We start from the raw sequence: 25,953 nt of genomic DNA on the forward strand, positions 1-25,953 counted from the left end.
TCCCGCGCTACGCCGCATAGCGCCGTAGCGCGGCGATCAGTAATTCGACAAAGGCCGGGCGGTCGATGGTCAACAGTACCTCGCAGTTGGCGTCACGCCCCGTCAGCCGATCGCGATCGACCAGCGTCATCCCCGTCGTATAGCGTCCCTGCGTCTCGACCCCCACCCAATAACGCTCGCTGCTGAACAGCTGCGGCGCTAGCAGCCAGGCGATGGTGCAGGGATCGTGCATGGCCGCCCCGGGCAAGCGGTTTGGTCCGTTGAGGTAGATGGGCAGATAGAAGTCGAGCATCTCGGCCACCGCGTACGCTACCGGGTTGGCGAGGGCGCGGATCCGCTCGATCTCCTCTGGCAGCACCAGGGCCTGGTGTGTCATATGCAGTCCCGCCATCACCAGCGGCACCCCGGACTGCATGACGATCTCCGCCGCGTGGGGATCGACTAGGATGTTGAACTCGGCGCAGGGGGTGGCGTTCCCCGCGTTCATGCCTCCGCCCATGAAGACGATCTGCGCCAGGCGAGAGGCCAGCTGTGGGTAGCTGCGCAGCAGCAGGGCGGCATTGGTCATCGGGCCGGTGACCACCAGGGTGACCGGCTCGGGGCTGGCCTGCAGCACCTCGGCCATTAGGGCTAGCGCCCCGCGCGCATCCGCCTGCCGCGTAGCCTCGGGCAACTGGGTATGCCCCATCCCGGTGCTGCCATGCACCTCCTCGGCAATGCGCAGCGGGAGGATGAGGGGCTGGGCAGCGCCACCGGCCAGCGGAATATCGTTGCGTCCCATCAGGGTCAGCAGGCGCAGGGCATTGCTGCGGGTTTTCTCCGGGGTCTGGTTGCCGGCGCTAGTGGTCACGGCCAGCACCTCCAGCTGCGGCGCCTGCAGCGCCATCGCCAGGGCGATAGCATCATCCAGGCCGGGATCGCAGTCGATGATCAGCGGTCGTTTCATCGTGTTTCCTCCGTGAAGTCGCCATAAGCCGCGGCGATCCGCTCGGCCAGCAGATCGACGAAGGCCTGGCGATCGATATCGGTCAGTAAGGTGGTGTTGGCGGGCAGGCCGTTCAGGCCGAGGCGATCCACCACCGTCATGCCGTCGCTGTATTGCCCTGCAGTCTCTACGCCAACCCAGCAGTCATGCTGGGTGAACATCTGCGGGCGTAACAGCCAGGCGATGGTGCAGGGGTCGTGCAGCGGCGCCCCCTGGAAACCCCACTTCTCTTGGCGGTGATAGCGCATGAAAAAGTCGAGCAGCTCGGCGACGGTGCGCGCCACCGGGTTGCCGATGTCGCGTAGGCGTTCGATATCGGCGTCGAGGATCTGCGCCCGGTGGGTCACATCCAGGCCGGCCATCACGATGGGCACCCCGCTCTGGAATACCATCTCGGCGGCTTCGGGATCGACGTAGATATTGAACTCCGCCGCCGGCGTCCAGTTCCCCGCGCCGGCGCTGCCGCCCATGATGACGATGCGCTCAATGCGCGGCTTCAGCTCCGGGTGGGCGGCCAGCAGCAGCGCCACGTTGGTCAGCGGGCCGGTGGCGACCAGGGTGACCGGCTGCGGCGCATCGCGCAGCACCTGGGCCATCAGCGCCAGCGCACCGCCGTCGCGAGGGGCAAAGCCCGGCTCCGGCAGACGGGGGCCGTCGAGGCCGCTTTCGCCGTGGACGCTGTCGGCGATGATCAGCTCGCGCATCAGCGGTTTGGCGGCGCCGCCGGCCACCGGGATATCGCTGCGGCGCAGCAGGGTGAGAATACGCAGGGCGTTGCGCAGGGTTTTTTCCGGGGTTTGGTTGCCGGCGCTGGTGGTGACGGCGCGCACCTCCAGCTCCGGGCTGGCCAGCGCTAGGATCAGGGCGATGGCATCGTCGTGGCCGGGATCGCAGTCGATAATCAGGGGGAATGCCATGAAACGCTCCAGGTAATTGACGGACTCATCCTGGCACCATACCCCTGCGATGGGCGGACGAACAGCCGCCGGACGGCAAAGCGTGAGGCGGGGCGCACTCCTGCCATCGGCGGGCGGCGAGGTCGCCTAATGGATGATCTTGGCCAGAAAATCGCGCGCCCGCGCCGAGTGGGGCTGGGTGAAGAAGGCATCTTTCTCGCGATCTTCGACGATGTGTCCCTCATCCATAAAGATCACCCGATTGGCCACCTTGCGGGCGAATCCCATCTCATGGGTGACCACCATCATGGTCATCCCCTCGCTTGCCAGGGAGACCATCACGTCCAGCACCTCGTTGATCATCTCCGGATCGAGGGCCGATGTCGGCTCATCGAACAGCATTGCCACCGGGTCCATGCACAGCGCCCGGGCGATGGCGACGCGCTGCTGCTGGCCGCCGGAGAGCTGAGCGGGAAACTTGGCGGCGTGCGCCGCCAGGCCGACGCGATCCAGCAACGCCTGCCCCTTGCTGGCCGCCAGCGGCGCGGCGCGCCCGAGCACCTTGACCTGGGCCAGGGTCAGGTTATCGATGATCGACAGGTGCGGAAACAGCTCGAAGTGCTGGAACACCATGCCGACCCGCGAGCGCAGGCGCGCCAGATCGGTGCGGCGATCGTGCACCGCGGTGCCGTTGACGCAGATCTGCCCCTGCTGGATCGGCTCCAGCCCGTTGACGGTCTTGATCAGGGTCGATTTGCCGGAGCCGGAGGGGCCGCAGACCACCACCACCTCGCCTTTGTCGACGTGGGTGCTGCAGTCGCTCAGCACTTGAAACTGTCCATACCATTTACTGACCCGTTGCAGGGAGATCATAGGGCGCTCCTTTTCTTGAGATGGCTGACCAGCAGCGAGGCGCTGAGGCTGATGATGAAGTAGACGGCGCCGGCAAACAGGATCATCTCCAGCTGGGTGCCGTCGCGCTCGCCGATAGTGGAGGCGGTGCGGAAGAAGTCCGCCAGGCTCAGTACGTAAACCAGCGAGGTATCCTGGAACAGGACGATGCCCTGGGTGAGCAGCAGCGGCACCATGGCGCGGAACGCCTGCGGCAGCACCACCAGGTATAGGGACTGCCACGGGGTCATTCCCAGGGCCAGCGCGGCGGCGTTCTGCCCGCGGGCGACGCTTTTGATGCCGGCGCGGATGATCTCGGAATAGTAGGCGGCCTCGAACAGCGCAAAGGCCACCATCGCCGAGATCAGGCGGATATCGCTCTGGGGCGATAGGCCGAGAAAGCGCTGCAGCAGGCTGGGCACCACCAGATAGAACCACAGCAGCACCATCACCAGCGGTACCGAGCGGAACAGATTGACATACAGGGCGGCTAGCCAGGCGAGGGGCTTCCAGCGCGACAGCCGCATCACCGCCAGCAGGGTACCCCACAGAATGCCGACCACCACCGCCGTCAGCGTTATCTTTAGCGTGATCACCATGCCGTCCAGCAGATAGGGCAGGCTGGGGGGATGGAGCTCCAGTCGAATGCGTACATTAGCGGCTCCCCATGCTGCCCGGCAGCTGCAGCCGCCGCTCCAGCAGGTGCATGGCCAGCATCAGCAGGCCGTTGATGGCGATATAGGCCAGGGTGATGGCGGTGAAGGATTCATAGGCATGCGCCGAGTAGTCCAGCAGTTTGCCGGCCTGGGCGGCCATCTCCATCAGCCCGATAGTGGAGGCGATGGCCGAATTCTTGACCAGATTGAGCATCTCAGAGGTCAGCGGCGGCACGATCACCCGATAGGCGTTGGGCAGCAGGACATAGCGGTAGGTCTGCGGCAGGGTGAAGCCCATGGCCAGTCCAGCATGCCTCTGCCCGGCCGGCAGAGACTGAATGGCGGCGCGCACCTGCTCGCAGACCCGGGCGGCGGTAAACAGTCCCAGGCACAGCAGCGAGGAGACAAAAAACTGGATCGACGGATCCAGCTCGCCTTTGAACCAGTTGCCCCAGTCGGCCGGCAACAGCTCCGGCACCACCAGATACCAGGTAAAAAACTGGACGATCAGCGGGACGTTGCGGAACAGCTCGACATAGATCGCGCCAATCATGGCCAGCGGGCGGCTGGGCAGGGTGCGCAGGATCCCCAGCAGCGAGCCGAGGAGAAAGGCGATGACCCAGGCCGCCAGCGACAGGGCGACGGTGACCTGCATGCCGGACCAAATCCAGCCTAGGTAGGTGGTGCCGCCGAAGGGGGCCGGCTGCAGAAAGATGCCCCAGTTCCAATCGATAGACATAGGTGACTCCGGTTAGCCGGCGCCCCGCTGGGAGGGGAGCGCCGTAGACGCACGCACCATCGCGCGGGCGTGCGGTCCGCGCGATGGGCTGGCGCCGGGCTGATTATTCGGCGATGCGATCGTTGGGGGCGGCGAACAGCGTCTTCATCTCATCGGAGAGGGCGAACTGCAGGTTCATGTTCTTCGGTGGAATGGGCTGTTCGAACCAGCGGCGATAGCCGTCGGCGGCCTGACCGGAGGTCTGTACATGGGCGACGGTGTCGTCGACCAGCTTTTTGAAGGCCGGATCGTCCCGGCGCAGCATACAGCCGTAGGCCTCATAGGACTGCGGGGTGCCGACAATCACCCAGCGTTCAGGCTGCTTGGCCTTGGCGCGTTCGCCCGCCAGCAGCGCGTCGTCCATCATGAAGGCCACGGCGCGGCCGCTCTCCAGGGTACGGAAGGCGTCACCGTGATCCTTGGCGCTGATGATGCGCATCTTCATGCCCTCTTTCTCGTTCATGCGGTTGAGCATGATTTCCGAGGTGGTGCCGGAGGTGACCACCACCGGTTTACCGGCCAGGTCACGGAAGTCATGCACTCCGCTCTCCTTGGCCGTCAGCAGGCGGGTGCCGACGATAAACAGGGTGTTGGAGAAGGCGACCTGCTGCTGGCGCTCGGCGTTGTGGGTAGTGGAGCCACACTCGACGTCATAGGTGCCGTTTTGCAGCAGCGGGATACGGTTCTGCGAGGTGATCGGCAGGAGCTTCACCTGAAGGTTGGCGAGGCCAAGCTGCTTCTTTACCGCCGCCACGATGGCGTTGCTGTAATCCTGCGAGTAACCGACCACCTGCTGCTTATTGTCGTAGTAAGAGAAGGGGACCGACGACTCGCGGTGGCCGATCACGATCACGCCGCTGTCTTTGATTTTTTGTAGGGTCGGCGAGCCGTCGGCCGCCTCCTGCGCGACGGCAAACAGGGGAAAAGAGAGGCCCAGAAGAACCAGTGATAACACAGACTTACGCATGCATTGCTCCTTCTATTGTGGGGTGTTGTGTTTATGTATATGTTTTATATGTTGTTTTTATCATGCGCGTGCCGAACGAAGGCGCGCGGCGTCATGGAGAAAACATAGCTTAATGTAAATAAAATGATATCAATATGTTTTTAAAATGAGATCAAAAGCGCACCGTTTTATGGCAAAACAGGGGGGTTGCACAGCCTGTGTGCGTGAAGATGCGCTGTCGCGGTGCAACACCCCGGACGGCGGGGGAGAAAACCCGGCGGAGAGGCGTTGCAGGGGAAAAGATTGCAAGCCGCGTGCCAACGGTGAGCGAGTGCAGCCCGAAGGCCGCACTCGGAGGCGGTGTGCCTTAGCGGCGGCGCAGGAGGGCGTAGAGCAGCGCCAGCGCGCCCATCACGGCGCTCAGCAGCCACAGCGGTGCGCTGCCCAGGCGGGCATAGGGGGTCTCGCCGCGGGTCGGCGTGACGTTCACTTCGAGTACGCTGCGGGTAAACTGCGGCAGGCTGGCGATGATGTTGCCGGAGGCGTCGACGGCGGCGGTGATGCCGTTATTGGTGGCGCGCAGCAGCGGTCGTCCCAGCTCCAGGGCCCGCATACGCGCCATCTGGAAGTGTTGCCACGGACCGATGGAGTTGCCGAACCAGGCATCGTTAGAGACGGTGAGCAGGAAGTCGGTATCCGGGCGGAAGTTGGCGCGCACCTGCTCGCCCAGCACGATCTCATAGCAGATCGCGGCGGTCAGATTGTAGCCCTGCACCTGCAGCGCCGGCTGCACATAGTCGCCGCGGCTGAAGGCCGACATCGGCAGGTTGAAGAACGGCGCTAGCGGGCGCAGCAGATCCTCCATCGGGACAAACTCGCCGAACGGCACCAGGTGATGCTTGCTGTAACGCTGGCGCGCCGGGTACTGGTAGGGACTCTCCCCCCCAGCACGATCACGGAGTTGTAGAACTTCATGCCGCGCGTGCCCGGGCGTTCGTCCACCAGTCCGGTGATCAGGCTGCTGTGGTGGGCGCGCAGCAGGCGATCCATCATGGTCAGGAACGGCTGTTCATTGGCTTCGGTATCGGCGATAGCCGATTCGGGCCAGATGATGATGGGCGCTTTCCCCAGGTAGGGGCGGGTCGCCTCCAGATAGGCCTGCAGCGAGGCGATCAGCGCGTTGGGATCCCACTTCATCGACTGGGCGATATCGCCCTGTACCATGGCCACGTTGACCGCTTTCTGCGGCAGGCTTTGATACCAGTGCATCTGACGCAGCGGCCAGGGTGCGCACAGCAGCACCAGCGCCAGTGCCAGCGCCAGAGGACGGCGCTGGACGGCGGCCAGTACCAGCAGGCCGCTGATGATCACCAGCAGATAGGTGATGGCGTCCACGCCGGCCAGTGGGGCGATGCCCTTCAGCGGGCCGTTGAGCTGGCTGTAGCCGAACTGCAGCCAGGGGAAGCCGGTCAGCACCCAGCCGCGCAGGAACTCCGTCGCCTGCCACAGCGCCGGGGCGGCGATCGCCAGGCGCCAGACGGTGGTTTTCGGCCACAGGCGGTTGAGCACGGCGCAGAACAGCAGCGGGTAGAGTGCCAGGTAGGCCGCCAGCAGCACGACCAGCGATACGCTGACCGGCGTCGGCATGCCGCCGAACTGTTCAATGCTGACGTAGACCCAGTTGACGCCGCTGCCGAACAGCCCGAGCCCCCACAGGAAGCCCAGCAGCATCGCCTGGCGAGTGGTGCGGTTTAGGGTGACGGCGAGCAGGCCGCATAGGGAGATCAGTGCCGCAGGCCAGATATCGTAGGGCGAAAAGGCGAGGGTGCCGCAGGCCCCGCAGGCCAAGGCCAATAACGCACGAATGCGTTGGCGTTGCAGTAAAGCAGCGATAGTCATTAATTCTACTCTTTTCACTTCAGAATGGAGATGTAGCCCAATCGTTGTTAAAAAATGGTGACAAATTCTATCCCACAGTGCCTATACTGGTGAAAAATAAAGCAATGATTCGGCTGTTTTTTATGGTGCGGTAACCAGCAGATAACGTGAGGGTAACATGATTATTGGCATACCAAGAGAAATAAAAAACCACGAATATCGTGTCGGTATGACGCCGAGCAGTGTACGTGAAGTTACGTTGCGAGGCCATAGAGTTATGGTGGAAAGCACGGCGGGGGCAGGGATCGGCTATAGCGACGAGCTGTACCGCCAGGCTGGCGCCGAGGTCGTGGCCGATGTCGCCATGCTGTTCGCCACCGCTGAGCTGATCGTCAAAGTGAAAGAACCGCAGGCGGCGGAATGCGCCCGCCTGCGGCCGGGGCAGATCCTGTTTACCTATCTGCACCTGGCGCCCGATCTGGCACAGACCCAGGCGTTGCTGGCCAGCGGTGCGACCTGCATCGCCTATGAGACGGTGACCCAGCGTGAGGGGGGACTGCCCCTGTTGGCGCCGATGTCGGCGGTGGCTGGGCGGATGTCGATCCAGGCTGGGGTCCAGGCGCTGGAGAAGACACAGGGCGGGCGGGGGATCCTGTTGGGGGGCGTACCCGGCGTTGAGCCGGCCAAGGTGGCGATCCTCGGCGGCGGGGTGGTCGGCGCCAATGCGGCGCGTATGGCGCTGGGGATGCGCGCCGATGTGACGCTGCTGGATTGTAACCTGGCGGTGTTGCAACGCTTGGATAGTGAGTTTCAGGGGCGGGTGAAGCTGGCTTACTCCAGCCGTGAGGCGATTGAGCGTCTGCTGCCGACGACCGATCTGCTGATTGGCGGGGTGCTAGTGCCCGGAGCCGCCGCGCCGAAGTTGGTATCGCGTGCGCAGGTGGCGACGATGCGTCCGGGGTCGGCGATCGTTGACGTGGCGATCGATCAGGGGGGATGCGTGGAGACCTCGCATCCAACCACCCACCAAGCGCCGACCTATGTCGAGGAGGGCGTGGTGCACTACTGCGTCGCGAATATGCCGGGGGCGGTGGCCTACACCGCGACGCAGGCGCTGAACAACGCGACGCTGCCCTATATTCTGGCCTTGGCCGATCACGGCTTGGCGGCGTTGCGTCAGGATGCGGGATTATTGGCTGGATTGAATGTGATGGCGGGGCAGTTGACCTGCCAGGCGGTGGCGCAGGCACATGGCCTGAGTTATACCGATCCACACCGCCTGTTGGCGTGAGCGCGCTAAACGGGGGGCGAGTAGCCCCCTCGTTTTAGATCTCGACGTCCAGTTTAGGCTGAGGAGCGTTATCCGGGATCTTGACGTGTACCTGGATGATGCGTCGACTGTCGGCCATGGCGACCTTAAACTGGTAACCGTCGATGTCGATGCTCTCGCCGCGCGATGGCAGATGGCCGAAGGCCTGCATCACCAGGCCACCGACGGTATCGACCTCGTCGTCGCTGAAGCGGGTAGCGAAGATATCGTTGAAATCCTCGATCTGGGTCAGCGCACGCACGGTGTAGAGATGGCGGCTGATCTGGCGCACGTCGCGATCCTCCACCTCATCGTACTCATCGTCGATCTCGCCGACGATCAGCTCCAAAATATCCTCGATGGTGACCAGCCCGGAGACGCCGCCGAACTCGTCGATGACGATGGCCATATGATAGCGCTGGGAGCGGAACTCCTTGAGCATGCGGTCAACGCGCTTGCTTTCCGGCACGACGACGGCCTGGCGCAGTACGTTATCGATGCGGAACGGCTCGGCGTCGCTGCGCATAAAGGGCAGCAGATCCTTGGCCATCAGCAGGCCTTCAATGTGATCTTTGTCTTCGCTGATCACCGGAAAACGCGAGTGGGCCGACTCAATGATGACGTCCAGGCACTCGTCCAGGGTCTGGTTGCGTTTCAGGGTCACCATCTGGCTGCGCGGGATCATGATGTCACGCACACGCTGCTCGGCGATGTCCATCACCCCTTCCAGCATGTCGCGGGTATCGGGATCGATCAGATCATTCTGCTCGGAGTCGCGGATAAGTTCCACTAGATCGCTGCGGTTCTTGGGTTCGCCGTGAAACAGCTGGTTGAGCAAAAGGGAAAAGAAGCCTTTCTTATGGGGACTGGGGCTGTCGCTATTCTGAGAATGGTCGTCGCTCATAGCGTATATGTATGGTTACTCTTTGTCTGGTCAATCTTAACGGCGGGCGTCATCGCCCACCGCAAACGTGACCCCAGAGGGGTCGTTCAGTCGGACGCTTTTTCCGCCGCATAGGGATCGGGATATCCCAGCGCCTGCATGATCTCGGCTTCCAGAGACTCCATTTCCTCAGCCTCTTCGTCGCTGATGTGGTCATACCCTAGCAGATGAAGCGAGCCGTGCACAACCATATGCGCCCAATGTGAGAGCGGGGCAATGTTCTGCTCCTGCGCCTCGCGCTCTACCACCTGGCGGCAGATCACCATGTCGCCGAGCAGCGGCAGCTCGATGCCCGGGGGGGCCTCGAACGGGAAGGAGAGGACATTGGTCGGGCGATCCTTGCCGCGGTAGGTGAGGTTAAGCTCGTGGCTTTCGGCCTCGTCCACCAGGCGGATGGTGACCTCCGCCTCATCGCGAAAGCGCGGCAGCACCGCCTCTAGCCAGCGCAGAAAGTCGCCTTCGGCGGGGAGGCCGGGGGCGTCGTCGCAGGCGATCTGTAGGTCGAGAATAATATTACTCATGGTTGTTCCTGTGTCTGGGCGGCCTGCGCCTCGCGCTTGCGCTCGGCGGCCAGGGCCTCTTTACGTTGTTGTTCCGCAGCGTCCCAGGCCTCATAGGCCATCACCACGCGGGCGACCACCGGGTGGCGCACCACGTCTTCACTGTGGAAGAAGTTAAAGCTGATCTCCTCCACCGGCGACAGGACCTCAATGGCGTGGCGCAGGCCGGACTTCTGACTGCGCGGCAGATCCACCTGGGTGATATCACCGGTGATCACCGCCTTGGAGTTAAAGCCGATGCGGGTGAGGAACATCTTCATCTGTTCGATGGTGGTGTTCTGGCTCTCATCCAGAATGATAAAGGCATCGTTCAGGGTACGCCCGCGCATATAGGCCAGCGGCGCCACTTCGATGACGTTGCGCTCCATCAGCTTCTCAACCCGTTCAAAGCCGAGCATTTCAAACAGCGCATCGTACAGCGGACGCAGGTACGGGTCGACCTTTTGGCTGAGATCGCCCGGCAGGAAGCCCAGCTTTTCACCGGCCTCCACCGCCGGACGGGTCAGCAGGATGCGGCGGATCTCCTGGCGCTCCAGAGCATCGACCGCGGCGGCTACCGCCAGATAGGTCTTGCCGGTACCGGCCGGGCCGATGCCGAAGGTGATATCGTGGTCGAGAATATTGGCGATGTACTGCGCCTGATTGGGAGTACGCGGCTTGATCAGCCCGCGCTTGGTCTTGATGTGGATCGCCTTGCCATAGTCCGGCACGTGTTCGGCGGCCTGTTCCAGCGCCCGGCTCTCCTTGAGGGCCAGATGGATCTGCTCGGGGTCGATATCGCCCGTCTGGCCGCGCACCGGCGCGGTATCTACATACAGGCGCTTGAGAATATCCACGGCGGCGCGCACGCAGGGTGTCCGTCCGACCAGCGTGAAGTGATTGTCACGGTGATTGATTTCGATCCCCAGGCGGTGTTCGAGCAGCTTGATATTGCCATCGAACGGGCCGCACAGACTGTTCAGCCGCTGATTGTCAGCGGGTTCAAGCAAGAGTTCTTCGGTTGCGACGTTCAAATCAATCCTCTGGATTCGTGTGTGCATTGCGCCGCCCGCGGCGTGGGGGCGCAGGGATGCGGGCCATGCGATGGCCACGCGGTATACCGCGGCTGTTCACATCATACATGTCACGGGGTGGCAATTGCCAATCTTCGCGCGCGGCGCCGGCGCAGCAGGGGAATCGCCTCATTTATTTTAATACCATGTAATCATTATATTTTATTTTATTAATATATCATCCATATGTCTTATTTAACGTTTTTTTAACTGCGTGGCAGCGCAAAAAAAACGTCGAGGGTGGCTGGTACCATGACCTGCGGTGACGCAGACATGGAGGGCCCAGACAATGGCTTCACCTCAGAAAACGTCCGTCCCCGCAGGGGCGGCACACGGAGGCATGGCGCGCTTTCTCGGCGCCGTCGAGCGCCTGGGGAATCGGATACCGGATCCGGCGCTGCTGTTTATCTATCTGATGATCCTGCTGCTGCTGCTGTCGGCGGCGCTGTCGCAGGTCTCCTTTGAGTTTATCAATCCCAGCAGCGGCGAGGCGGTACAGGTGGTCAATATGATGACCCTGGCGGCGCTGGTGGACTTCCTCAGCAAGATGACGCAATCCTTTACCGCGTTTCCGCCGCTGGGCATCGTGCTGGTGGCGCTGCTCGGGGTCGGGGTCGCCGATCGCGCCGGCTTTATCGACGCGGCGGTGAAAAAGCTGGTGCGGATCACCCCCGCCCGCCTGCTGACGCCGATGGTGGTGCTGGTGGCGCTGCTCAGCCATGTGGCGGCCGACGTGGGCTATGTGCTGGTGATCCCGCTGGCCGGCGTGGTGTTTCAGCGGGTAGGGCGTCATCCGCTGGCCGGGATCTGCGCCGCCTTCGCCGGGGTGTCCGGCGGCTACTCCGCCAGCTTTATTCCATCCGGCAACGATGCGCTGTTGGCCGGGTTCAGCGAGGCGGCGGCGCGCCTGCTGGCGCCGGGCTATTCGGTGAATGTGCTGTGCAATTTCTTGTTTACCTCCCTCTCTTCGCTGATGGTGATCCTGCTGGTATGGCTGGTGACGGATCGGTTTATCGAACCCCGCCTGCGCCGTCAGCCATTGGATGTGCCGCAGGATGAGCAGGAAAACAGCGCGCTCAGTACCTTTACGCCGCGGGAGAACCGGGCGTTCGGCTATGCGCTGGGCGCAATGGTGCTGATGCTGCTGCTCCTGGCGGCGTTGATGTATCCAGCCGGCTCGCCGTTTCGGAGCCCCGCGGGGGTCTTGAGCAGCTCACAGTCGCCGGCGATCCAATCCATCGTGCCGCTGATCTTTATCCTGTTTATCATCCTCGGCACCCTGTACGGTTTTCTCAGCGGACGTTTCACGCAGGCCAGGCAGGTGATCGAGGCGATGACCGAGAATATGCGTACTATGGGCTACTATCTGGTGGTGGTTTTTTTCGCTGCGCAGTTTATCACCATCTTTAACACCTCGAACTTGGGCACGCTGCTGGCGCTGGCGGGCGCCGCCGGCTTGAAGGCCCTCAGCGTGCCGGCCGCCGGGACGGTGCTCGGTGTCGTGATCCTGGTCTTTCTGGTCAACTTATTGCTGGGATCGGCTTCAGCCAAATGGGCGCTGCTCAGCCCGATCCTGGTGCCGATGCTGATGGCGGTGCAGCTGTCGCCGGAGCTGGCGCAGGCGGCCTACCGCATAGGGGACTCCACCTCCAACATTATCACGCCGCTGATGGGCTTTTTCCCGCTGGTGGTGGTCTACTGCCGTAAGTATGTCTCGTCGGCAGGGATCGGCTCGCTGGTCACGCTGATGCTGCCCTATTCGCTGCTGATGGCGCTGGCGTGGACGGCGCTGCTGCTGGCGATGTGGGGGCTCGGGATACCGTTGGGCGTCCAGGGAGGGTATGGCTACCCCGCGGCGGGGTAAGCGCATCAAATAAAACGCCCGGCCTAGACCGGGCGTCGTGACGCGGGCGGCTTACGGCTGGTAGCTGCCGACGCCCAGAGCATCCTCTTTGCGGGTGCGGGCGATCACCGACTGCGGCGACTCGCTGATGCGCAGCCCCATCTCCTCTTCACTGCGAACCACGACGCCGCGCAGGGAATTGGGCAGCACCTCGGTGATCTCAACGTCGACGAAGCGCCCGATCATCTCCGGTTGACCGGCAAAGTTGACCACCCGGTTGTTTTCGGTGCGGCCGGACAGCTCCATCACGTTCTTGCGCGAGGTGCCCTCGACCAGGATGCGCTGCACAGTACCCTGCATCCGGCGGCTGTAGCGCATCGCCTGTTGGCTGATACGCTCCTGCAGAATGTACAGGCGCTGCTTTTTCTCCTCTTCCGCCACGTCGTCCACCATGTCGGCGGCCGGGGTGCCCGGGCGGGCGGAGAAGATAAAGCTGTAGCTCATGTCGAAGTCCACCTCGGCGATCAGCTGCATGGTCTGTTCGAAGTCCTGCTGGGTCTCGCCGGGGAAGCCGACGATAAAGTCGGAGCTGATCTGAATATCCGGGCGCGCCCTGCGCAGCTTACGGATGATCGCCTTGTACTCCAGCGCGGTATGGGTGCGCTTCATCAGGTTGAGGATGCGGTCGGATCCGCTCTGCACCGGCAGGTGCAGGAAGCTGACCAGCTCTGGGGTGTCCTCATACACGGCGATGATGTCGTCGCTGAACTCTATTGGATGGCTGGTGGTGAAGCGGAGACGGTCGATGCCGTCAATGGCGGCCACCAGGCGCAGCAGCTCGGCAAAGGAGCAGATGCCGCCGTCGAAGGTGGCGCCGCGGTAGGCGTTGACGTTCTGCCCCAGCAGGTTGACCTCGCGTACGCCCTGGGCGGCCAGCTGGGCGATTTCAAACAGCACGTCGTCGCACGGGCGGCTGACCTCGGCCCCGCGGGTATAGGGTACCACGCAGTAGGTACAGTATTTGTTGCAGCCTTCCATGATGGAGACAAAGGCGGTGGCGCCGTCGGCGCGCGGCTCCGGCAGGCGGTCGAACTTTTCGATCTCCGGGAAGCTGACGTCAACCACCGGGCCGTGGCTGCTGCGCGCGCTGTCGATCATCTCCGGCAGGCGGTGCAGCGTCTGCGGGCCAAAGATGATGTCGACAAAGCTGGCGCGCTCGCGGATATGCTCACCCTCCTGGGAGGCGACGCAGCCGCCGACGCCGATGATCAGATCCGGCTTGGCCTCTTTGAGCATCTTCCAGCGGCCAAGCTGATGGAACACTTTTTCCTGCGCCTTTTCACGGATCGAACAGGTATTCAGCAGCAGGACATCGGCGTCCTCGGCATTATCCGTCAGCTCAAGGCCATGCGTGCTGCCCAGCAGATCGGCTATCTTGGATGAGTCATACTCATTCATCTGACAGCCCCAGGTTTTAATATGCAGTTTTTTTGTCATCGACTTGCCATTGCTCAGTGCAGGTGGATCAGGGACGCGCAGGCGCCCTCAGGCGCCGTGCCGGCGGTGACCGTTGCGTCCGCGGCAGGGCGGCTATTGTAATCGCTTGGCGCTGTCGTGACCAGTCAGATAGCGGGGGGCAAGGGGGCTGAAATCCGCTACACTAGCGCAAAATGTGCGGTGACAGGGGGAGAGGCGATGGTTCAGGACGCGGGCGGTATTGTGGTGGTCGGCGGTGGGATGGTGGGCGCCGCGGCGGCCCTGGGACTGGCGCAGGCCGGCCTGCGGGTGACGGTGCTGGAGAACAGCCCGCCGCCGCCGTTTGTCCCAGACAGCGATCCCGATCTGCGCATCTCCGCCGTCAGCATGGCCAGCGTGCGCCTGCTGGAGCAGCTCGGGGTGTGGTCAGCGGTGCAGGCGATGCGCGCGGTGCCCTACCGCGGGCTGGAGACCTGGGAGTGGGCGTCGTCAACGGTCTCGTTTCGTGCCGAGACGCTCGGTCTGCCGTGTCTGGGCTTCATGCTGGAGAACCGGGTACTGCAGCGCGCACTGTGGCAGGCGCTGGAGGCCCACGAGGACGTCACGCTGTATACCGGGGCGGCGCTGCAGCAGTTACAGCGCGCCGGGCAGGGGTGGCAGCTGGCGCTGGATAACGGCGAAAGGCTCTATGCCGGATTGGTCATCGCGGCGGATGGCGCCGAGTCCCGGGTGCGCAGCCAGGCCGGCATCGGCGTTCACGGCTGGCAGTACCGCCACGACTGCATGCTGATCAGCGTGAAGACGCCGCCGGTGCCGCAGGATGTCACCTGGCAGCAGTTTACCCCGGATGGTCCGCGGGCGTTTTTGCCCCTGTGGCCCGGCTGGGGTTCGCTGGTGTGGTATGACAGCCCGTCGCGTATCCGTCAGCTGTTGGCGATGCCGCTGGCGCAGCTGAATGAGGCGATCCTGCGTTCGTTTCCCGCCCGACTGGGGCCGGTGCAGGCGGTGGCCGCGGCGGCGTTTCCGCTGATTCGGCGCCACGCGCAGCGCTACGTGGACCAGGGACTGCTGCTGCTGGGCGATGCGGCGCACACCATTAACCCGCTCGCCGGGCAGGGGGTGAATCTGGGCTACCGCGACGTGTCGGCGCTGCTGGAGGTGGTGCCGGCGGCCGCGGCGCGCGGTGAGGCGTGGCAGACGCAGGCGGTGCTGCAGCGCTATCAGCGCCGTCGCCTGGGCGATAACCTGCTGATGCAGAGCGGGATGGATCTCTTTTACGGCGCCTTCAGCAACCGCTTGCCGCCGCTGATGCTGCTGCGCAATCTGGGGCTGATGGCGGCGGATCGCGCCGGTGGGCTCAAGGCACGCGCGCTGCGCTACGCTATCGGGCTGTAGGCGATGGCGGCGGGCGGTGCGTCGTGTGGCGCGCCGCCAAAGGCGCGGGCAAACGGCAGGCAAAAAAAAAGCCCACCCGAAGGTGAGCTCTCTTATTGGCTGGGGTACGAGGATTCGAACCTCGGGATGGCGGAATCAGAATCCGCTGCCTTACCGCTTGGCGATACCCCAATTGTTGGGTGGCACCTTTCGATGCGCGGCCCGCCGTGGCGAACCGAATAAATTTGGCTGGGGTACGAGGATTCGAACCTCGGGATGGCGGAATCAGAATCCGCTGCCTTACCGCTTGGCGATACCCCAAAAGTGGTGGCTACGACGGGATTCGAACCTGTGACCCCATCATTATGAGTGATGTGCTCTAACCAACTGAGCTACGTAGCCATCAATGTGTTACTAGTAAATCATACAACTTATTGAATTTCAATCATTATTTTCTGTGGCTGGGGTACCAGGATTCGAACCTGGGGATGGCGGGATCAAAACCCGCTGCCTTACCGCTTGGCGATACCCCATCAGGGACTGTATCCAGTCTCCATCGAGACAGAAAATATGGCTGGGGTACCAGGATTCGAACCTGGGGATGGCGGGATCAAAACCCGCTGCCTTACCGCTTGGCGATACCCCATCCGACACAAGCCGGGTTGAAATGGTGCGGGAGACGAGACTTGAACTCGTACACCTTGCGGCGCCAGAACCTAAATCTGGTGCGTCTACCAATTTCGCCACTCCCGCCCACTTGCGTAATAAAGAGTGGTGGCTACGACGGGATTCGAACCTGTGACCCCATCATTATGAGTGATGTGCTCTAACCAACTGAGCTACGTAGCCGTTCTTTATTCGCTAGCCTTCATCGGCGTTGCGGGGCGCATTATGCGGATATGGGGGGGAAGCGTCAACCCCTTTTTTAGCAGAAACGCCATCGTCGCGCACGTTTGCCGATTGATTATACAGGTCGGCGTGAAAAGCAGCAAAAGTCGGTGAAAAGTAGGCTAACGCCGGCCTGACAGGGGGAGTCGGTGCGGCGCGCCCGCTAGGGAAGAGGGCGCTGCCGCGGGAGGTTAATAGGCGGACTGGTGTACGCCGACGGCGCGTCCGGAGGGGTCGTCCATTTTACGCAGGGACGCGTCCCACTCGATGGCCTTGGCGGAGGAGCACGCGACGGAGGGGCCACCGGGCACGCACTCCGCGGCGCTCGGCAGCGGGAACAGCTGCTCAAAGATATCGCGGTACAGGTAGGCCTCCTTGCTGGTCGGCGTGTTGTGGGGAAAGCGGAAGCGGGCGTTGGCCAGCGCCTGGTCGCTGACCTGGACGGCGGCGGCCGCTTTCAGCGAGTCTATCCAGCTGTAGCCGACGCCGTCGGAGAACTGCTCCTTCTGGCGCCAGGCGACGCTGGCCGGCAGGTAGGACTCGAAGCATTCGCGCAGCAGCTGCTTTTCGATGCGTCCGTCGCCGCACATCTTGTCGCGCGGGTTGAGGCGCATGGCCACGTCTAAAAACGCCTTGTCGAGGAACGGAACCCGCGCCTCGACGCCCCAGGCGGCCATCGCCTTGTTGGCGCGTGCGCAGTCATACATATGCAGCGCCAGCAGCTTGCGCACCGTCTCGTCGTGGAACTCTTTGGCGTTGGGAGCCTTATGGAAATAGAGGTAGCCGCCGAACACCTCGTCGGCGCCTTCGCCGGAGAGCACCATTTTGATCCCCATCGCTTTAATTTTACGGGCCATCAGGTACATCGGCGTCGAGGCGCGGATGGTGGTGACGTCGTAGGTTTCGATGTAGTAAATCACGTCGCGGATGGCGTCCATACCCTCTTGGACGGTGAAGTGGATCTCATGGTGCACCGTGCCGAGGTGGTCGGCGACCTCTTGGGCGGCCTTCAGATCCGGCGCCCCCGGCAGGCCGACGGCAAAGGAGTGCAGCTGTGGCCACCAGGCGGCGCTGCGCTCGTCATCTTCGACGCGGCGGGCGGCAAACTTCTTGGTGATGGCGGAGATAATGGACGAATCCAGCCCGCCGGAGAGCAGAACCCCGTAGGGCACGTCGGACATCAGGTGGCTTCTGACCGACTCCTCCAGCGCGCAGCGCAGCGCGGCGGCGTCGGTGGGGTTATGTTCGACGGCGGCATAGTCGAACCAGTCGCGCCGGTAGTAGCGGCGGATCTCGCCGTCGCGGCTCCACAGGGCGCTGCCGGCGGGGAATTCACGCAGCGTCCGGCATACCGGCACCAGCGCCTTCATCTCGGAGGCGACAAACAGGTTGCCGTGCTCATCGTGCCCCATGTACAGCGGGATGATCCCCAGGTGATCGCGGCCGATCAGATAGGCGTCCCGCTCGGCGTCATACAGAATAAAGGCAAACATGCCGCGCAGCTGGTCGAGGAAGTCCGGGCCATACTCCTGGTACAGCGCCAGGATCACCTCGCAGTCGGAGCCGGTCTGAAACGCATAGCGATCGCCCAGGCGTTCACGCAGCGCCTGGTGGTTATAAATTTCACCGTTGACCGCCAGAACATGGGTGCGCTGTGCGTTGTACAGCGGCTGGGCGCCGGTGTTGACGTCGACGATAGACAGGCGCTCATGGGCCAGAATAGCGCGTTCACCGGCATAGATGCCGGACCAGTCCGGGCCGCGGTGGCGCATCAGTCGGGACATCTCCAGCGCTGTCTTGCGCAGCGCCTGCGGATCGGTTTTCAGGTCGAGCACTCCAAAGATCGAACACATAGCGTTTCCCCTACGGCATTGGCGGTATCAGGTGGCGCGGCGCCCTGCGGCGCGGCGGATGACATCAACATGCGTCATCCGATGAATGAAAATCAAGTATTTTGCTCTGGCGGGATAAAAAAGTTTTTTGCTGGCGCTTATTTTTAGATAGATTTCAAAAAAAACGCGATTTTATTGAAGAATATCTAAAAAAAGGCGGCCGTGGCCGCCGCAGGGGGCGATTACAGAATGTCGATGTCGGCCACCGACGGATAGATATAGCTGGGGCGGAAGGGCATGGTGTCCACGTCTTCCAGGGTGGAGACGCCGGAGAGCACCAGAATGGTCTCCAGTCCTGCCTGGAAGCCGGCCAGAATATCGGTTTTCAGGTTATCGCCGATGATAACGGTGCTTTCCGAATGGGCCTGCATCTTGTTCAGCGCGGCGCGGATAATCCACGGGCTGGGTTTGCCGACGTAAAACGGCGCGCGGCCGGCGATCAGCTCGATGGGCGCGCACAGGGCGCCGCAGGCGGGAAAGAAGCCGCGGCCGTGGGAGTCGGGGGTGGTGGCGATAAAGCGCGCGCCGTGGGCGACGAAGTAGGCCGCCTTGTGGATCATCTCCCAGTTATAGGAGCGGGTCTCGCCGACGATCACGAAGTCCGGGTTGATGTCGGTGATGGTGAAGCCGGCCTTGTACAGCTCGTGGATCAGCGCCCCCTCGCCGATGACGTAGGCTTTCTTGCCCTCCTGTCGCTTGAGGAAGTCGGCGGTCGCCATGGCGGAGGTGGAGGTATAGAACACCTGCTCAGGGACGTCGATGCCGGCGGAGGCAAAACGGTTGGCCAGATCCTGCCCGGTCTGCGCGGGGTAGTTGGTCAGGATCACCAGCGGCATCTCCTGCTGCTGCAGCCGCTGTAAAAACTCACGGGCGCCGGGAACCGGCGTATTGTCGTGCATCAGGACGCCGTCAATATCGCAAATAACGCTTTTTATTGTCATAGCTGAGAGCTTCTCGTTGATAATGCAGTTAGTGACTATACCACGGCTGAGCGTATTATCGCCCGCTTCACGCCGGGCCGGGGCGGCAATCAGAGGGTGCCGTCGCCGGTCCGCTGGGGTAGAGTCAGAGGGACGTACGTGCGGGGATACCCAGATCAGGATAAATGAGGACGAATATGGAATTTCACTATGACCGTGACCGCGTCTATGCGCAGCCGGCGACGCAGCGGGTATATAACCAGGAGCCCTACCTGACCCGCCTGGAAGCTACGCTGCTGTACCTTGAAAACGATCTGGCGGTGTTCGACAGGACCATCTTCTACGCCGAGTCGGGGGGACAGGTTTGCGACGTCGGGTCGATCCGCTCCGCCGCGGGCGGAACGCCTTGCCCGGTGGTCGATGTGCAGCACCGGCTGGGGCATAAGCTGTATATCAAGCGCGAGGGGGTCAACGTACCGCTGGTGGACGTGGAGACGCGGATCGTACACCGCCTGGCCCACGCGGCGGATCTGCAGCCCGGCGACCGCGTTATCATGCAGATCGACTGGCCGCGGCGCTACGCCATCATGCGCCACCATACGCTGGCGCACTTTCTGTTCTCCGCCATTAACCGCCACTTCAGCGCCGGCGTCGGCGTCAAGGGGTGCACCATCGATGCGCAGAGGGCGGTGTTCTCACTGGATAAGAAGCTGAGCGAGGATGACTTCTCCGCCATTCAGGCCCATACCCGCGATATGCTGGCGCAGGCGCACCCCTTGGCGGTAGAGCCGGCGCCGGAGACGGACAGCCTCTTCTATTGGCGCTATGGCGAGACGCTGATCCCCTGCGGCGGCACCCACGTGCAGGCACTGTCCGAGGTCAGCGACGCGGCGATCTTTTTCCATAAAAAGAGCAGCGGCCGCGAGCGCAGTCGGATCGCTATCGCGCTGCAGCCCCTGGTATAACCGACGCGCCGCGCGATTCTCAGTCGTGATGCTCCAGCAGACGCTGCAGCAGCGCGCCGTTCAGCATGGCGCGCTTGACCAGCGCGAAGGCGCCGATGGCGGAGCGGTGGTCGAGCTCGGAGGTGACCACCGGCAGGTTGTGGCGAAAGTTTTTCAGCGTCTGGGTCTGAATGCAGCGCTCGATGGCCGGCAATAGGATCTTGCCGGCTTCGGTTATCTCGCCGGCGATGACGATCTTCTGGGGATTGAACAGGTTGATGGTGATAGCGATAGCGCGCCCCAGGTTGCGCCCGACCCGTTCAATCACCTCGACGGCTAAACTATCGCCGCGGTTGGCGGCCCGGCAAATGGCGTTGATGGTACAGCCGTCGGCCGTCAGGCTGCTAGGGTAGCCCTGCTCCAGCAGGCGACGGGTATGCTGTTCGATAGCCGCATTGGCCGCCACGGTTTCCAGACAGCCAAAGTTGCCGCAGTGGCAGCGTTCTCCCAGTGGATCTATCTGGATATGGCCGATCTCCCCGACGTTGCCGTTGCTGCCGAGGAAGATGTTCTCATCGACGATGATCCCGGCGCCGGTGCCGCGGTGCAGCCGCACCAGGATCGAGTCCCGGCAGTCGCGGCTGGCGCCGAAGTAGTGTTCGGCCAGCGCCAGGCTGCGGATATCGTGACCGATAAAGCAGGCCAGGCGGAAGCGCGCCTCTAGGCGTTCAACCAGCGGCCAGTCGCTGACCGTAATGTGTGGCATGTAGCGGACGATACCGAGATCCGGATCGACCAGCCCGGGCAGCATCAGGGCGATGGCTATCAGCTCGCGGATTTTGCGCTGGTAATCGTTAATGAAGTGGTCGATGGCCTGAAACAGGGCGTGCTCGACGGTCTCCTGGGTGCGCTGCGGCAGCGGGTAGTGCGTCTCCGCCAGCGCCTTGCCGCTGAGGTCATACAGGGTGATGGTGGCGTCGTGGCGCCCCAGGCGAATGGCGATCGCCTGGAAGCGACGCGTCTCGGTGACGATGGAGATGGCGCGCCGCCCGCCGGTGGAGGCCTGCTGATCGACCTCTTTGATCAGCCCGCGCTCCAGCAGCTGGCGGGTGATCTTGGTGACGCTGGCGGGGGCCAGCTGGCTGTATTCGGCAATCTGAATCCGTGAGATCGGACCCTGCTGATCGATCAGGCGGTAGACCGCCGCGCTGTTCAGCTGCTTTACCAGATCGACGTTACCAATTTGTCCCTGTCCGCCAGTGGCCATCACTCTCTCACCTGTGTTGTCATTCAACCGCCGCGCTGGTAGACGGTTTCGCCGTTAACGATGGTCGTGGTTACCCGGAAGTCGCGGGTAAACGCCGTCAGGTTGGCGACCTTACCCGGCTCGATGCTGCCCAGCCGCTGCGCGACGCCGATGGCGCGCGCCGGATAGAGGCTGGCCATGCGCAGAGCTTCATCCAGCGCAATGCCGACGTGCTCAACGCTGTTTTGCACCGCCTCTATCATGGTCAGCGCCGATCCGCTCAGCGTACCATTTTCATCCACGACCAGCCCATTGCGGTAATATACTGTTTTCCCCGCGAAAATGAAGCTGTCAATGTCTGAACCCGCCGGCGCGGTGGCGTCGGTGACCAGCACCAGGTGGTCGCCCTTGAGCTTTTTCGCCATGCGGATGTTCGGCCAGGCCACGTGGTGGCCGTCGGCGATGATACCGGTATACACCTCAGGGGTGTCGAAAATGGCGCCCATCAGCCCCGGCGCGCGGCCGCTGATCGCCGGCATCGCATTGTAGAGGTGGGTGGCAAAGCGCATTCCGGCGGCGAAGCCGCGGCGCGCCTCTTCGTAGCTGGCGTTGGAGTGGCCGGCGGAGACCACGATCCCGGCGGCGCGTAGCTGTTGAATGGCCGCGTCGTCGCTCATCTCCGGCGCCATGGTCACCTTGACGACGGCCTCGGCGTGGCTGCAGATAAAGTCGAGCATGGCGCGATCCGGGCGGCGGATATAGCGCGGGTTATGGGTGCCCTTTTTCTCCAGGCTGATATAGGGCCCTTCAATATGCAGCCCCAGCGCCTGGTTACGCTGGCGGCGCAGATAGGACTGCATCACCGTAATACCGCGTTGCATCATGGCGTCGCTGCAGGTGATCAGCGTCGGCAGGTAGCTGGTGCAGCCGGCACGCTCGTTGGCGCGCTGCATGATCTCCAGCGTCTGCTCGCTGACGGCCTCTTCGCTGTCGTTAAACTGCACGCCGCCGCAGCCGTTGAGCTGAACGTCGATAAAGCCGGGGGCCAGGATGGCGCCGCCCAGATCGCGGGTGGCGATATCCGGTGCGAGCGCAGACTCGGGACAGATTTTTTCAATTAAACCATTGGCGATCACCACAGCATGGTCGTCAAGAATATCGTGGCCGGTATAAATCCGACAGTGAGTTAAGGCGTACATCACATTCCCCCGGACGTAATTATCAGAGATCTTTCATATTTTCCGCTTCGAGCTCGCGGAAATAGTTAACGGTTTTAACCTTCAGCTCCATGGTCGCCGGCTGATCGCAGACCACCACGGACTTAGGATGCAGCTGCAGGGCGCTGATAGTCCACATATGGTTGACGCTGCCCTCGACCGCGGCCTGCAGCGCCAGGGATTTAGCGTGACCGGTTACCAGGATCATCACCTCTTCCGCGTCCAGCAGGGTGCCCACGCCGACGGTCAGCGCATACTTCGGCACCAGACTGATGTCGCCGTTGAAGAAGCGGGAGTTGGCGATGCGGGTATCTTCGGTCAGGGTCTTGATCCGGGTGCGCGAAGCCAGCGAAGAGGCTGGCTCATTGAAGGCGATATGCCCGTCGTTGCCGACGCCGCCCATGAACAGATTGATCTTACCATAGGCGCGGATCTTCTCTTCGTAGCGGCGGCACTCGGCGTCCACGTCCGGCGCGTTACCATTTAACAAATTGATATTTTCTTTCTGAATATCAATATGGTTGAAGAAATTATTATACATAAAGCTGTGATAGCTTTCCGGGTGTGATTCTGCCAGACCTACGTATTCATCCATGTTGAAGGTGACGACGTGGCGGAAGCTCACCTCACCGGCCTGATAGAGTTCGATCAGACGCTTATAGGTTTGCAGCGGGGTGCTACCGGTCGGCAGACCCAGCACAAACGGGCGCTCGGCGGTAGGCTTGAACGCGTTGATGCGCTTAACGATATGGCGGGCAGACCACAGGCCAACGTCGGTCGCGTTATGCAGCGGAATAAGTCTCATAGGGCACCTTTTACAAAACGGGAAACTGAACGAAAAGCGGGTTCGGCGCCGGTGATGACCCATTGGCTCCCGGCTCTCCTGCGAAGGAGCCTACCGCGCCGATTGATTTTTCGAATAATAAAATAAGTTTTCATAGATAGCCAGCCTGCAGACAACATTTCACCTATTGTTGGTGATAATAATCACAAATCAGGAGGTTTTAATTTGCGGAGAAAAATAATTTTTTTACACTCTCCAGTGTGGTTCATATTATCAACAAAATACTTAAATCAGTGATGATGAGACCGGCAGTGCCCTTTGCATTGTAGGTCCAATAGGGGGAAATGTGAGTATTCTCGGTTATTTGCAAAAGGTAGGCCGCGCGCTGATGGTGCCGGTAGCGACGCTACCGGCCGCAGCAATACTAATGGGTGTCGGTTATTGGATCGACCCGGTCGGCTGGGGAGGAGACAACGCGCTGGCGGCGTTCTTCATCAAGTCGGGCTCAGCCATCATCGATAATATGTCGGTGTTGTTTGCCATTGGTGTTGCGTATGGTATGTCCAAAGATAAAGACGGCGCGGCGGCGCTGGCCGGCTTTGTCGGTTTCTTGGTGGTGACCACCCTGTGTTCACCCGCCGCGGTGGCGATGATCCAGAAGATTCCTGTGGATCAGGTTCCTGCCGCCTTCGGTAAGATCAATAACCAGTTTATCGGTATCCTGGTCGGTATCATCTCGGCCGAGCTGTATAACCGCTATAGCAGCGTTGAGCTGCCCAAGGCGCTCTCCTTCTTCAGCGGCCGCCGTCTGGTTCCGATCCTGACCTCGTTCCTGATGATCATTCTGGCCTTTATCCTGATGTATATCTGGCCGGTGATCTTTAACGGTCTGGTGAACTTCGGTGAGCATATCCAGAAGCTGGGCTCCGTGGGGGCCGGTGTGTATGCCTTCTTTAACCGTCTGCTGATCCCGGTCGGTCTGCACCACGCCCTGAACTCCGTGTTCTGGTTTGACGTCGCCGGCATTAACGATATTCCGAACTTCCTGGGCGGCGCCCAGTCCATCGAGAGCGGTAAGGCGGTGGTCGGTATCACCGGTCGCTATCAGGCAGGCTTCTTCCCGATCATGATGTTCGGTCTGCCGGGTGCGGCGCTGGCCATCTACCACTGCGCCCGTCCGGAGAACAAGGCGAAGGTCGCCGGTATCATGTTGGCCGCCGCGTTTGCCGCCTTCTTTACCGGGATCACCGAGCCGCTGGAGTTCTCCTTCATGTTCGTGGCGCCGGTGCTGTACGTGCTGCACGCCATCCTGACCGGTATCTCCGTCTTTATCGCGGCCAGCATGCACTGGATCTCCGGCTTCGGCTTCAGCGCCGGCCTGGTGGATATGGCGCTGCAGTCCCGTAACCCGCTGGCGACGCACTGGTATATGCTGATCCCGCAGGGGCTGGTCTTCTTCGTTATCTACTACGTGGTGTTCCGTTTCACCATCACCAAATTCAACCTGATGACGCCGGGGCGTGAGCTGAGCGGCGCGGGTGAAGAGGTCGATGGCAACGATGAAGATCTGGATCTGACCAAAGACGCGGACGTCAGCGAGCTGGCTCGCCAGTATATCGCCTGCGTCGGCGGCTCCGCCAACCTGACCGGTATCGATGCCTGTATCACCCGTCTGCGTCTGACGGTGAAGGACTCTTCGCTGGTCAACGAAGCGATGGCCAAGAAGCTGGGCGCCTCCGGCGTGATCCGCCTGAACAAGACCAGCGTACAGATCATCGTCGGCTTCGTGGCCGAGAAGATCGCCAACGCGATGCGCACGGCGGGCACGGTACCTGCCGCCGCGGCAAGCGCCGCCGCCCCGACCGCGCCAGCGGCGAAGGCCCAGGCGACGCCAAACGCCGCCGCCGGCGTCCACTCGACGCTGGTATCACCGATCACCGGTGAGGTGGTGGCCTTGAGCGAGGTGCCGGACGAGGCGTTTGCCAGCAAAGCCGTCGGCGACGGTCTGGCGGTGCGTCCGACGGATAAGATGGTCGTGGCGCCGGCCAACGGCACCGTGGTGAAGATTTTCAACACCAACCACGCCTTCTGTCTGGAGAGCGATGACGGTGTGGAAGTGGTGGTGCACATGGGGATCGATACCGTGGCGCTGAACGGGCAGGGCTTTAAGCGCCTGGTGGAAGAGGGAGATGTGGTGAAGGTCGGCCAGCCGGTGCTGGAGATGGATCTGGATTACCTGAACGCCCATGCGCGCTCCATGATAAGCCCGGTGGTGGTCAGCAATATCGATGACTTTGGCGGCGTGGGGGCGTTGGCCTCCGGTCAGGTGGTCGCCGGTCAGAGCAAGCTGTATACCCTTCTGAACAAGTAACGCCGCCGTCATACGGTTGCGTCACGCGGCGGGGGGCCCGAGAGGGCCCCCCGTTTTTTTTATTGTCCGGAGCCGGGGGAGGGCGCGGCGCGGCGCGCTTATCC

19 protein-coding genes, 7 tRNA genes and 2 pseudogenes are annotated in these 25,953 nt (G+C 62.2%); 5 read left to right on the top strand and 23 right to left on the bottom strand.

The window, feature by feature from the left end; genetic code table 11:
- Positions 1-7 precede the first annotated feature (7 nt).
- From rihA (QY76_RS07295) to lnt, 7 genes and pseudogenes are all read right to left on the bottom strand, one after another.
- Positions 8-946 carry a pyrimidine-specific ribonucleoside hydrolase RihA gene (gene rihA, locus QY76_RS07295; protein ID WP_034164168.1) on the bottom strand — a complete coding sequence of 313 codons (939 nt, stop codon included), beginning with the start codon at positions 944-946 and terminating at the stop codon, positions 8-10.
- Positions 943-1,902, bottom strand: a complete 960-nt coding sequence (gene rihA / locus QY76_RS07300) for a pyrimidine-specific ribonucleoside hydrolase RihA (RefSeq protein WP_045425835.1) — start codon at positions 1,900-1,902, stop codon at positions 943-945. The genes rihA (QY76_RS07295) and rihA (QY76_RS07300) overlap by 4 nt, the downstream gene beginning before the upstream one ends.
- Before the next feature lie 126 nt (positions 1,903-2,028).
- A complete protein-coding gene (locus QY76_RS07305) occupies positions 2,029-2,754 on the bottom strand; it encodes an amino acid ABC transporter ATP-binding protein (RefSeq protein ID WP_034164170.1) in 726 nt (241 codons plus the stop codon).
- A pseudogene (gene gltK, locus QY76_RS07310) lies at positions 2,751-3,427 on the bottom strand (glutamate/aspartate ABC transporter permease GltK). Before gltK ends, QY76_RS07305 begins: the two are co-directional and overlap by 4 nt.
- Positions 3,427-4,167 (bottom strand): amino acid ABC transporter permease, encoded by a 741-nt coding sequence (locus QY76_RS07315; RefSeq protein WP_034164172.1) that lies wholly within the window; start codon positions 4,165-4,167, stop codon positions 3,427-3,429. Before QY76_RS07315 ends, gltK begins: the two are co-directional and overlap by 1 nt.
- Before the next feature lie 103 nt (positions 4,168-4,270).
- On the bottom strand, positions 4,271-5,173 hold the full coding sequence (locus tag QY76_RS07320) for a glutamate/aspartate ABC transporter substrate-binding protein (protein WP_034164173.1): 903 nt from the start codon (positions 5,171-5,173) through the stop codon (positions 4,271-4,273).
- Between the two features lie 346 nt (positions 5,174-5,519).
- A pseudogene (lnt, locus tag QY76_RS07325) lies at positions 5,520-7,051 on the bottom strand (apolipoprotein N-acyltransferase).
- A gap of 157 nt (positions 7,052-7,208) precedes the next feature.
- Here lnt and ald point away from each other — a divergent pair.
- Positions 7,209-8,321, top strand: coding sequence for an alanine dehydrogenase (ald, locus tag QY76_RS07330; protein WP_034164175.1), 1,113 nt, complete (start codon positions 7,209-7,211; stop codon positions 8,319-8,321).
- 34 nt (positions 8,322-8,355) lie between these two features.
- On the opposite strand, the gene corC is transcribed toward ald, so the two are convergent.
- From corC to QY76_RS07345, 3 genes are all read right to left on the bottom strand, one after another.
- A complete protein-coding gene (gene corC / locus QY76_RS07335) occupies positions 8,356-9,243 on the bottom strand; it encodes a CNNM family magnesium/cobalt transport protein CorC (RefSeq protein WP_034164176.1) in 888 nt (295 codons plus the stop codon).
- Positions 9,244-9,329: 86 nt separating this feature from the next.
- Complete coding sequence (gene ybeY, locus QY76_RS07340; RefSeq protein ID WP_034164177.1) at positions 9,330-9,803, bottom strand: rRNA maturation RNase YbeY; 474 nt, start codon at positions 9,801-9,803, stop codon at positions 9,330-9,332.
- Positions 9,800-10,882 carry a PhoH family protein gene (locus QY76_RS07345; RefSeq protein ID WP_202812015.1) on the bottom strand — a complete coding sequence of 361 codons (1,083 nt, stop codon included), beginning with the start codon at positions 10,880-10,882 and terminating at the stop codon, positions 9,800-9,802. Before QY76_RS07345 ends, ybeY begins: the two co-directional genes overlap by 4 nt.
- A gap of 352 nt (positions 10,883-11,234) precedes the next feature.
- On the opposite strand from QY76_RS07345, the gene QY76_RS07350 reads away from it, so the two are divergent.
- Positions 11,235-12,758, top strand: coding sequence for an AbgT family transporter (locus QY76_RS07350; protein WP_081854088.1), 1,524 nt, complete (start codon positions 11,235-11,237; stop codon positions 12,756-12,758).
- A gap of 51 nt (positions 12,759-12,809) precedes the next feature.
- On the opposite strand, the gene miaB is transcribed toward QY76_RS07350, so the two are convergent.
- The gene (gene miaB / locus QY76_RS07355) at positions 12,810-14,234 is read right to left on the bottom strand and encodes a tRNA (N6-isopentenyl adenosine(37)-C2)-methylthiotransferase MiaB (RefSeq protein ID WP_034164180.1); all 1,425 of its coding nucleotides are present in this window, start codon (positions 14,232-14,234) and stop codon (positions 12,810-12,812) included.
- 198 nt (positions 14,235-14,432) lie between these two features.
- Here miaB and ubiF point away from each other — a divergent pair, with 198 nt between their 5' ends.
- Positions 14,433-15,608, top strand: a complete 1,176-nt coding sequence (gene ubiF, locus QY76_RS07360; RefSeq protein WP_045425842.1) for a 3-demethoxyubiquinol 3-hydroxylase — start codon at positions 14,433-14,435, stop codon at positions 15,606-15,608.
- Positions 15,609-15,704: 96 nt separating this feature from the next.
- Here the strand turns inward: ubiF and QY76_RS07365 are convergent.
- The 9 genes from QY76_RS07365 to QY76_RS07405 all read right to left on the bottom strand — a co-directional run bounded on the left by QY76_RS07365 (position 15,705) and on the right by QY76_RS07405 (position 19,308).
- Positions 15,705-15,779: transfer RNA gene (locus QY76_RS07365), tRNA-Gln, on the bottom strand.
- A gap of 54 nt (positions 15,780-15,833) precedes the next feature.
- A tRNA-Gln gene (locus QY76_RS07370) sits at positions 15,834-15,908 on the bottom strand.
- A 4-nt stretch (positions 15,909-15,912) separates the two neighbouring features.
- Positions 15,913-15,989: transfer RNA gene (locus QY76_RS07375), tRNA-Met, on the bottom strand.
- A 56-nt stretch (positions 15,990-16,045) separates the two neighbouring features.
- A tRNA-Gln gene (locus QY76_RS07380) sits at positions 16,046-16,120 on the bottom strand.
- 38 nt (positions 16,121-16,158) lie between these two features.
- Positions 16,159-16,233 (bottom strand) — tRNA-Gln (locus tag QY76_RS07385).
- A 22-nt stretch (positions 16,234-16,255) separates the two neighbouring features.
- A tRNA-Leu gene (locus QY76_RS07390) sits at positions 16,256-16,340 on the bottom strand.
- Between the two features lie 19 nt (positions 16,341-16,359).
- A tRNA-Met gene (locus QY76_RS07395) sits at positions 16,360-16,436 on the bottom strand.
- A gap of 230 nt (positions 16,437-16,666) precedes the next feature.
- Entirely contained in the window at positions 16,667-18,328 is a 1,662-nt protein-coding gene (gene asnB / locus QY76_RS07400) for an asparagine synthase B (protein WP_045427882.1), read from the bottom strand.
- Between the two features lie 221 nt (positions 18,329-18,549).
- Positions 18,550-19,308, bottom strand: coding sequence for an HAD-IIA family hydrolase (locus tag QY76_RS07405; RefSeq protein ID WP_045427879.1), 759 nt, complete (start codon positions 19,306-19,308; stop codon positions 18,550-18,552).
- Between the two features lie 176 nt (positions 19,309-19,484).
- Here QY76_RS07405 and QY76_RS07410 point away from each other — a divergent pair, with 176 nt between their 5' ends.
- On the top strand, positions 19,485-20,252 hold the full coding sequence (locus QY76_RS07410) for an alanyl-tRNA editing protein (RefSeq protein ID WP_034164184.1): 768 nt from the start codon (positions 19,485-19,487) through the stop codon (positions 20,250-20,252).
- A 19-nt stretch (positions 20,253-20,271) separates the two neighbouring features.
- On the opposite strand, the gene QY76_RS07415 is transcribed toward QY76_RS07410, so the two are convergent.
- Genes QY76_RS07415 through nagB form a run of 3 tightly spaced genes read right to left on the bottom strand, consistent with a single transcriptional unit; the run spans position 20,272 to position 23,499 of the window.
- The gene (locus QY76_RS07415) at positions 20,272-21,498 is read right to left on the bottom strand and encodes an N-acetylglucosamine repressor (RefSeq protein WP_034164185.1); all 1,227 of its coding nucleotides are present in this window, start codon (positions 21,496-21,498) and stop codon (positions 20,272-20,274) included.
- Between the two features lie 23 nt (positions 21,499-21,521).
- Positions 21,522-22,676, bottom strand: coding sequence for an N-acetylglucosamine-6-phosphate deacetylase (nagA, locus tag QY76_RS07420; RefSeq protein WP_034164186.1), 1,155 nt, complete (start codon positions 22,674-22,676; stop codon positions 21,522-21,524).
- Between the two features lie 22 nt (positions 22,677-22,698).
- Positions 22,699-23,499 (bottom strand): glucosamine-6-phosphate deaminase, encoded by an 801-nt coding sequence (nagB, locus tag QY76_RS07425; protein ID WP_015462098.1) that lies wholly within the window; start codon positions 23,497-23,499, stop codon positions 22,699-22,701.
- 325 nt (positions 23,500-23,824) lie between these two features.
- Here nagB and nagE point away from each other — a divergent pair, with 325 nt between their 5' ends.
- The gene (nagE, locus tag QY76_RS07430) at positions 23,825-25,849 is read left to right on the top strand and encodes an N-acetylglucosamine-specific PTS transporter subunit IIBC (RefSeq protein ID WP_071844136.1); all 2,025 of its coding nucleotides are present in this window, start codon (positions 23,825-23,827) and stop codon (positions 25,847-25,849) included.
- The last annotated feature ends 104 nt before the right edge of the window (positions 25,850-25,953 follow it).

The organism is Edwardsiella sp. EA181011, assembly GCF_000800725.1.
Classification (GTDB): domain Bacteria; phylum Pseudomonadota; class Gammaproteobacteria; order Enterobacterales; family Enterobacteriaceae; genus Edwardsiella; species Edwardsiella anguillarum.

Coding starts and splice junctions, on each gene's coding strand:
- miaB (WP_034164180.1), bottom strand. CDS start 14,234: ATGACAAAAAAACTGCATATTAAAACCTGGGGCTGTCAGATGAATGAG.
- QY76_RS07315 (WP_034164172.1), bottom strand. CDS start 4,167: ATGTCTATCGATTGGAACTGGGGCATCTTTCTGCAGCCGGCCCCCTTC.
- QY76_RS07320 (WP_034164173.1), bottom strand. CDS start 5,173: ATGCGTAAGTCTGTGTTATCACTGGTTCTTCTGGGCCTCTCTTTTCCC.
- corC (WP_034164176.1), bottom strand. CDS start 9,243: ATGAGCGACGACCATTCTCAGAATAGCGACAGCCCCAGTCCCCATAAG.
- QY76_RS07305 (WP_034164170.1), bottom strand. CDS start 2,754: ATGATCTCCCTGCAACGGGTCAGTAAATGGTATGGACAGTTTCAAGTG.
- QY76_RS07350 (WP_081854088.1), top strand. CDS start 11,235: ATGGCGCGCTTTCTCGGCGCCGTCGAGCGCCTGGGGAATCGGATACCG.
- nagB (WP_015462098.1), bottom strand. CDS start 23,499: ATGAGACTTATTCCGCTGCATAACGCGACCGACGTTGGCCTGTGGTCT.
- QY76_RS07405 (WP_045427879.1), bottom strand. CDS start 19,308: ATGACAATAAAAAGCGTTATTTGCGATATTGACGGCGTCCTGATGCAC.
- ybeY (WP_034164177.1), bottom strand. CDS start 9,803: ATGAGTAATATTATTCTCGACCTACAGATCGCCTGCGACGACGCCCCC.
- QY76_RS07345 (WP_202812015.1), bottom strand. CDS start 10,882: ATGCACACACGAATCCAGAGGATTGATTTGAACGTCGCAACCGAAGAA.
- rihA (WP_034164168.1), bottom strand. CDS start 946: ATGAAACGACCGCTGATCATCGACTGCGATCCCGGCCTGGATGATGCT.
- QY76_RS07410 (WP_034164184.1), top strand. CDS start 19,485: ATGGAATTTCACTATGACCGTGACCGCGTCTATGCGCAGCCGGCGACG.
- ubiF (WP_045425842.1), top strand. CDS start 14,433: ATGGTTCAGGACGCGGGCGGTATTGTGGTGGTCGGCGGTGGGATGGTG.
- rihA (WP_045425835.1), bottom strand. CDS start 1,902: ATGGCATTCCCCCTGATTATCGACTGCGATCCCGGCCACGACGATGCC.
- QY76_RS07415 (WP_034164185.1), bottom strand. CDS start 21,498: ATGGCCACTGGCGGACAGGGACAAATTGGTAACGTCGATCTGGTAAAG.
- ald (WP_034164175.1), top strand. CDS start 7,209: ATGATTATTGGCATACCAAGAGAAATAAAAAACCACGAATATCGTGTC.
- asnB (WP_045427882.1), bottom strand. CDS start 18,328: ATGTGTTCGATCTTTGGAGTGCTCGACCTGAAAACCGATCCGCAGGCG.
- nagA (WP_034164186.1), bottom strand. CDS start 22,676: ATGTACGCCTTAACTCACTGTCGGATTTATACCGGCCACGATATTCTT.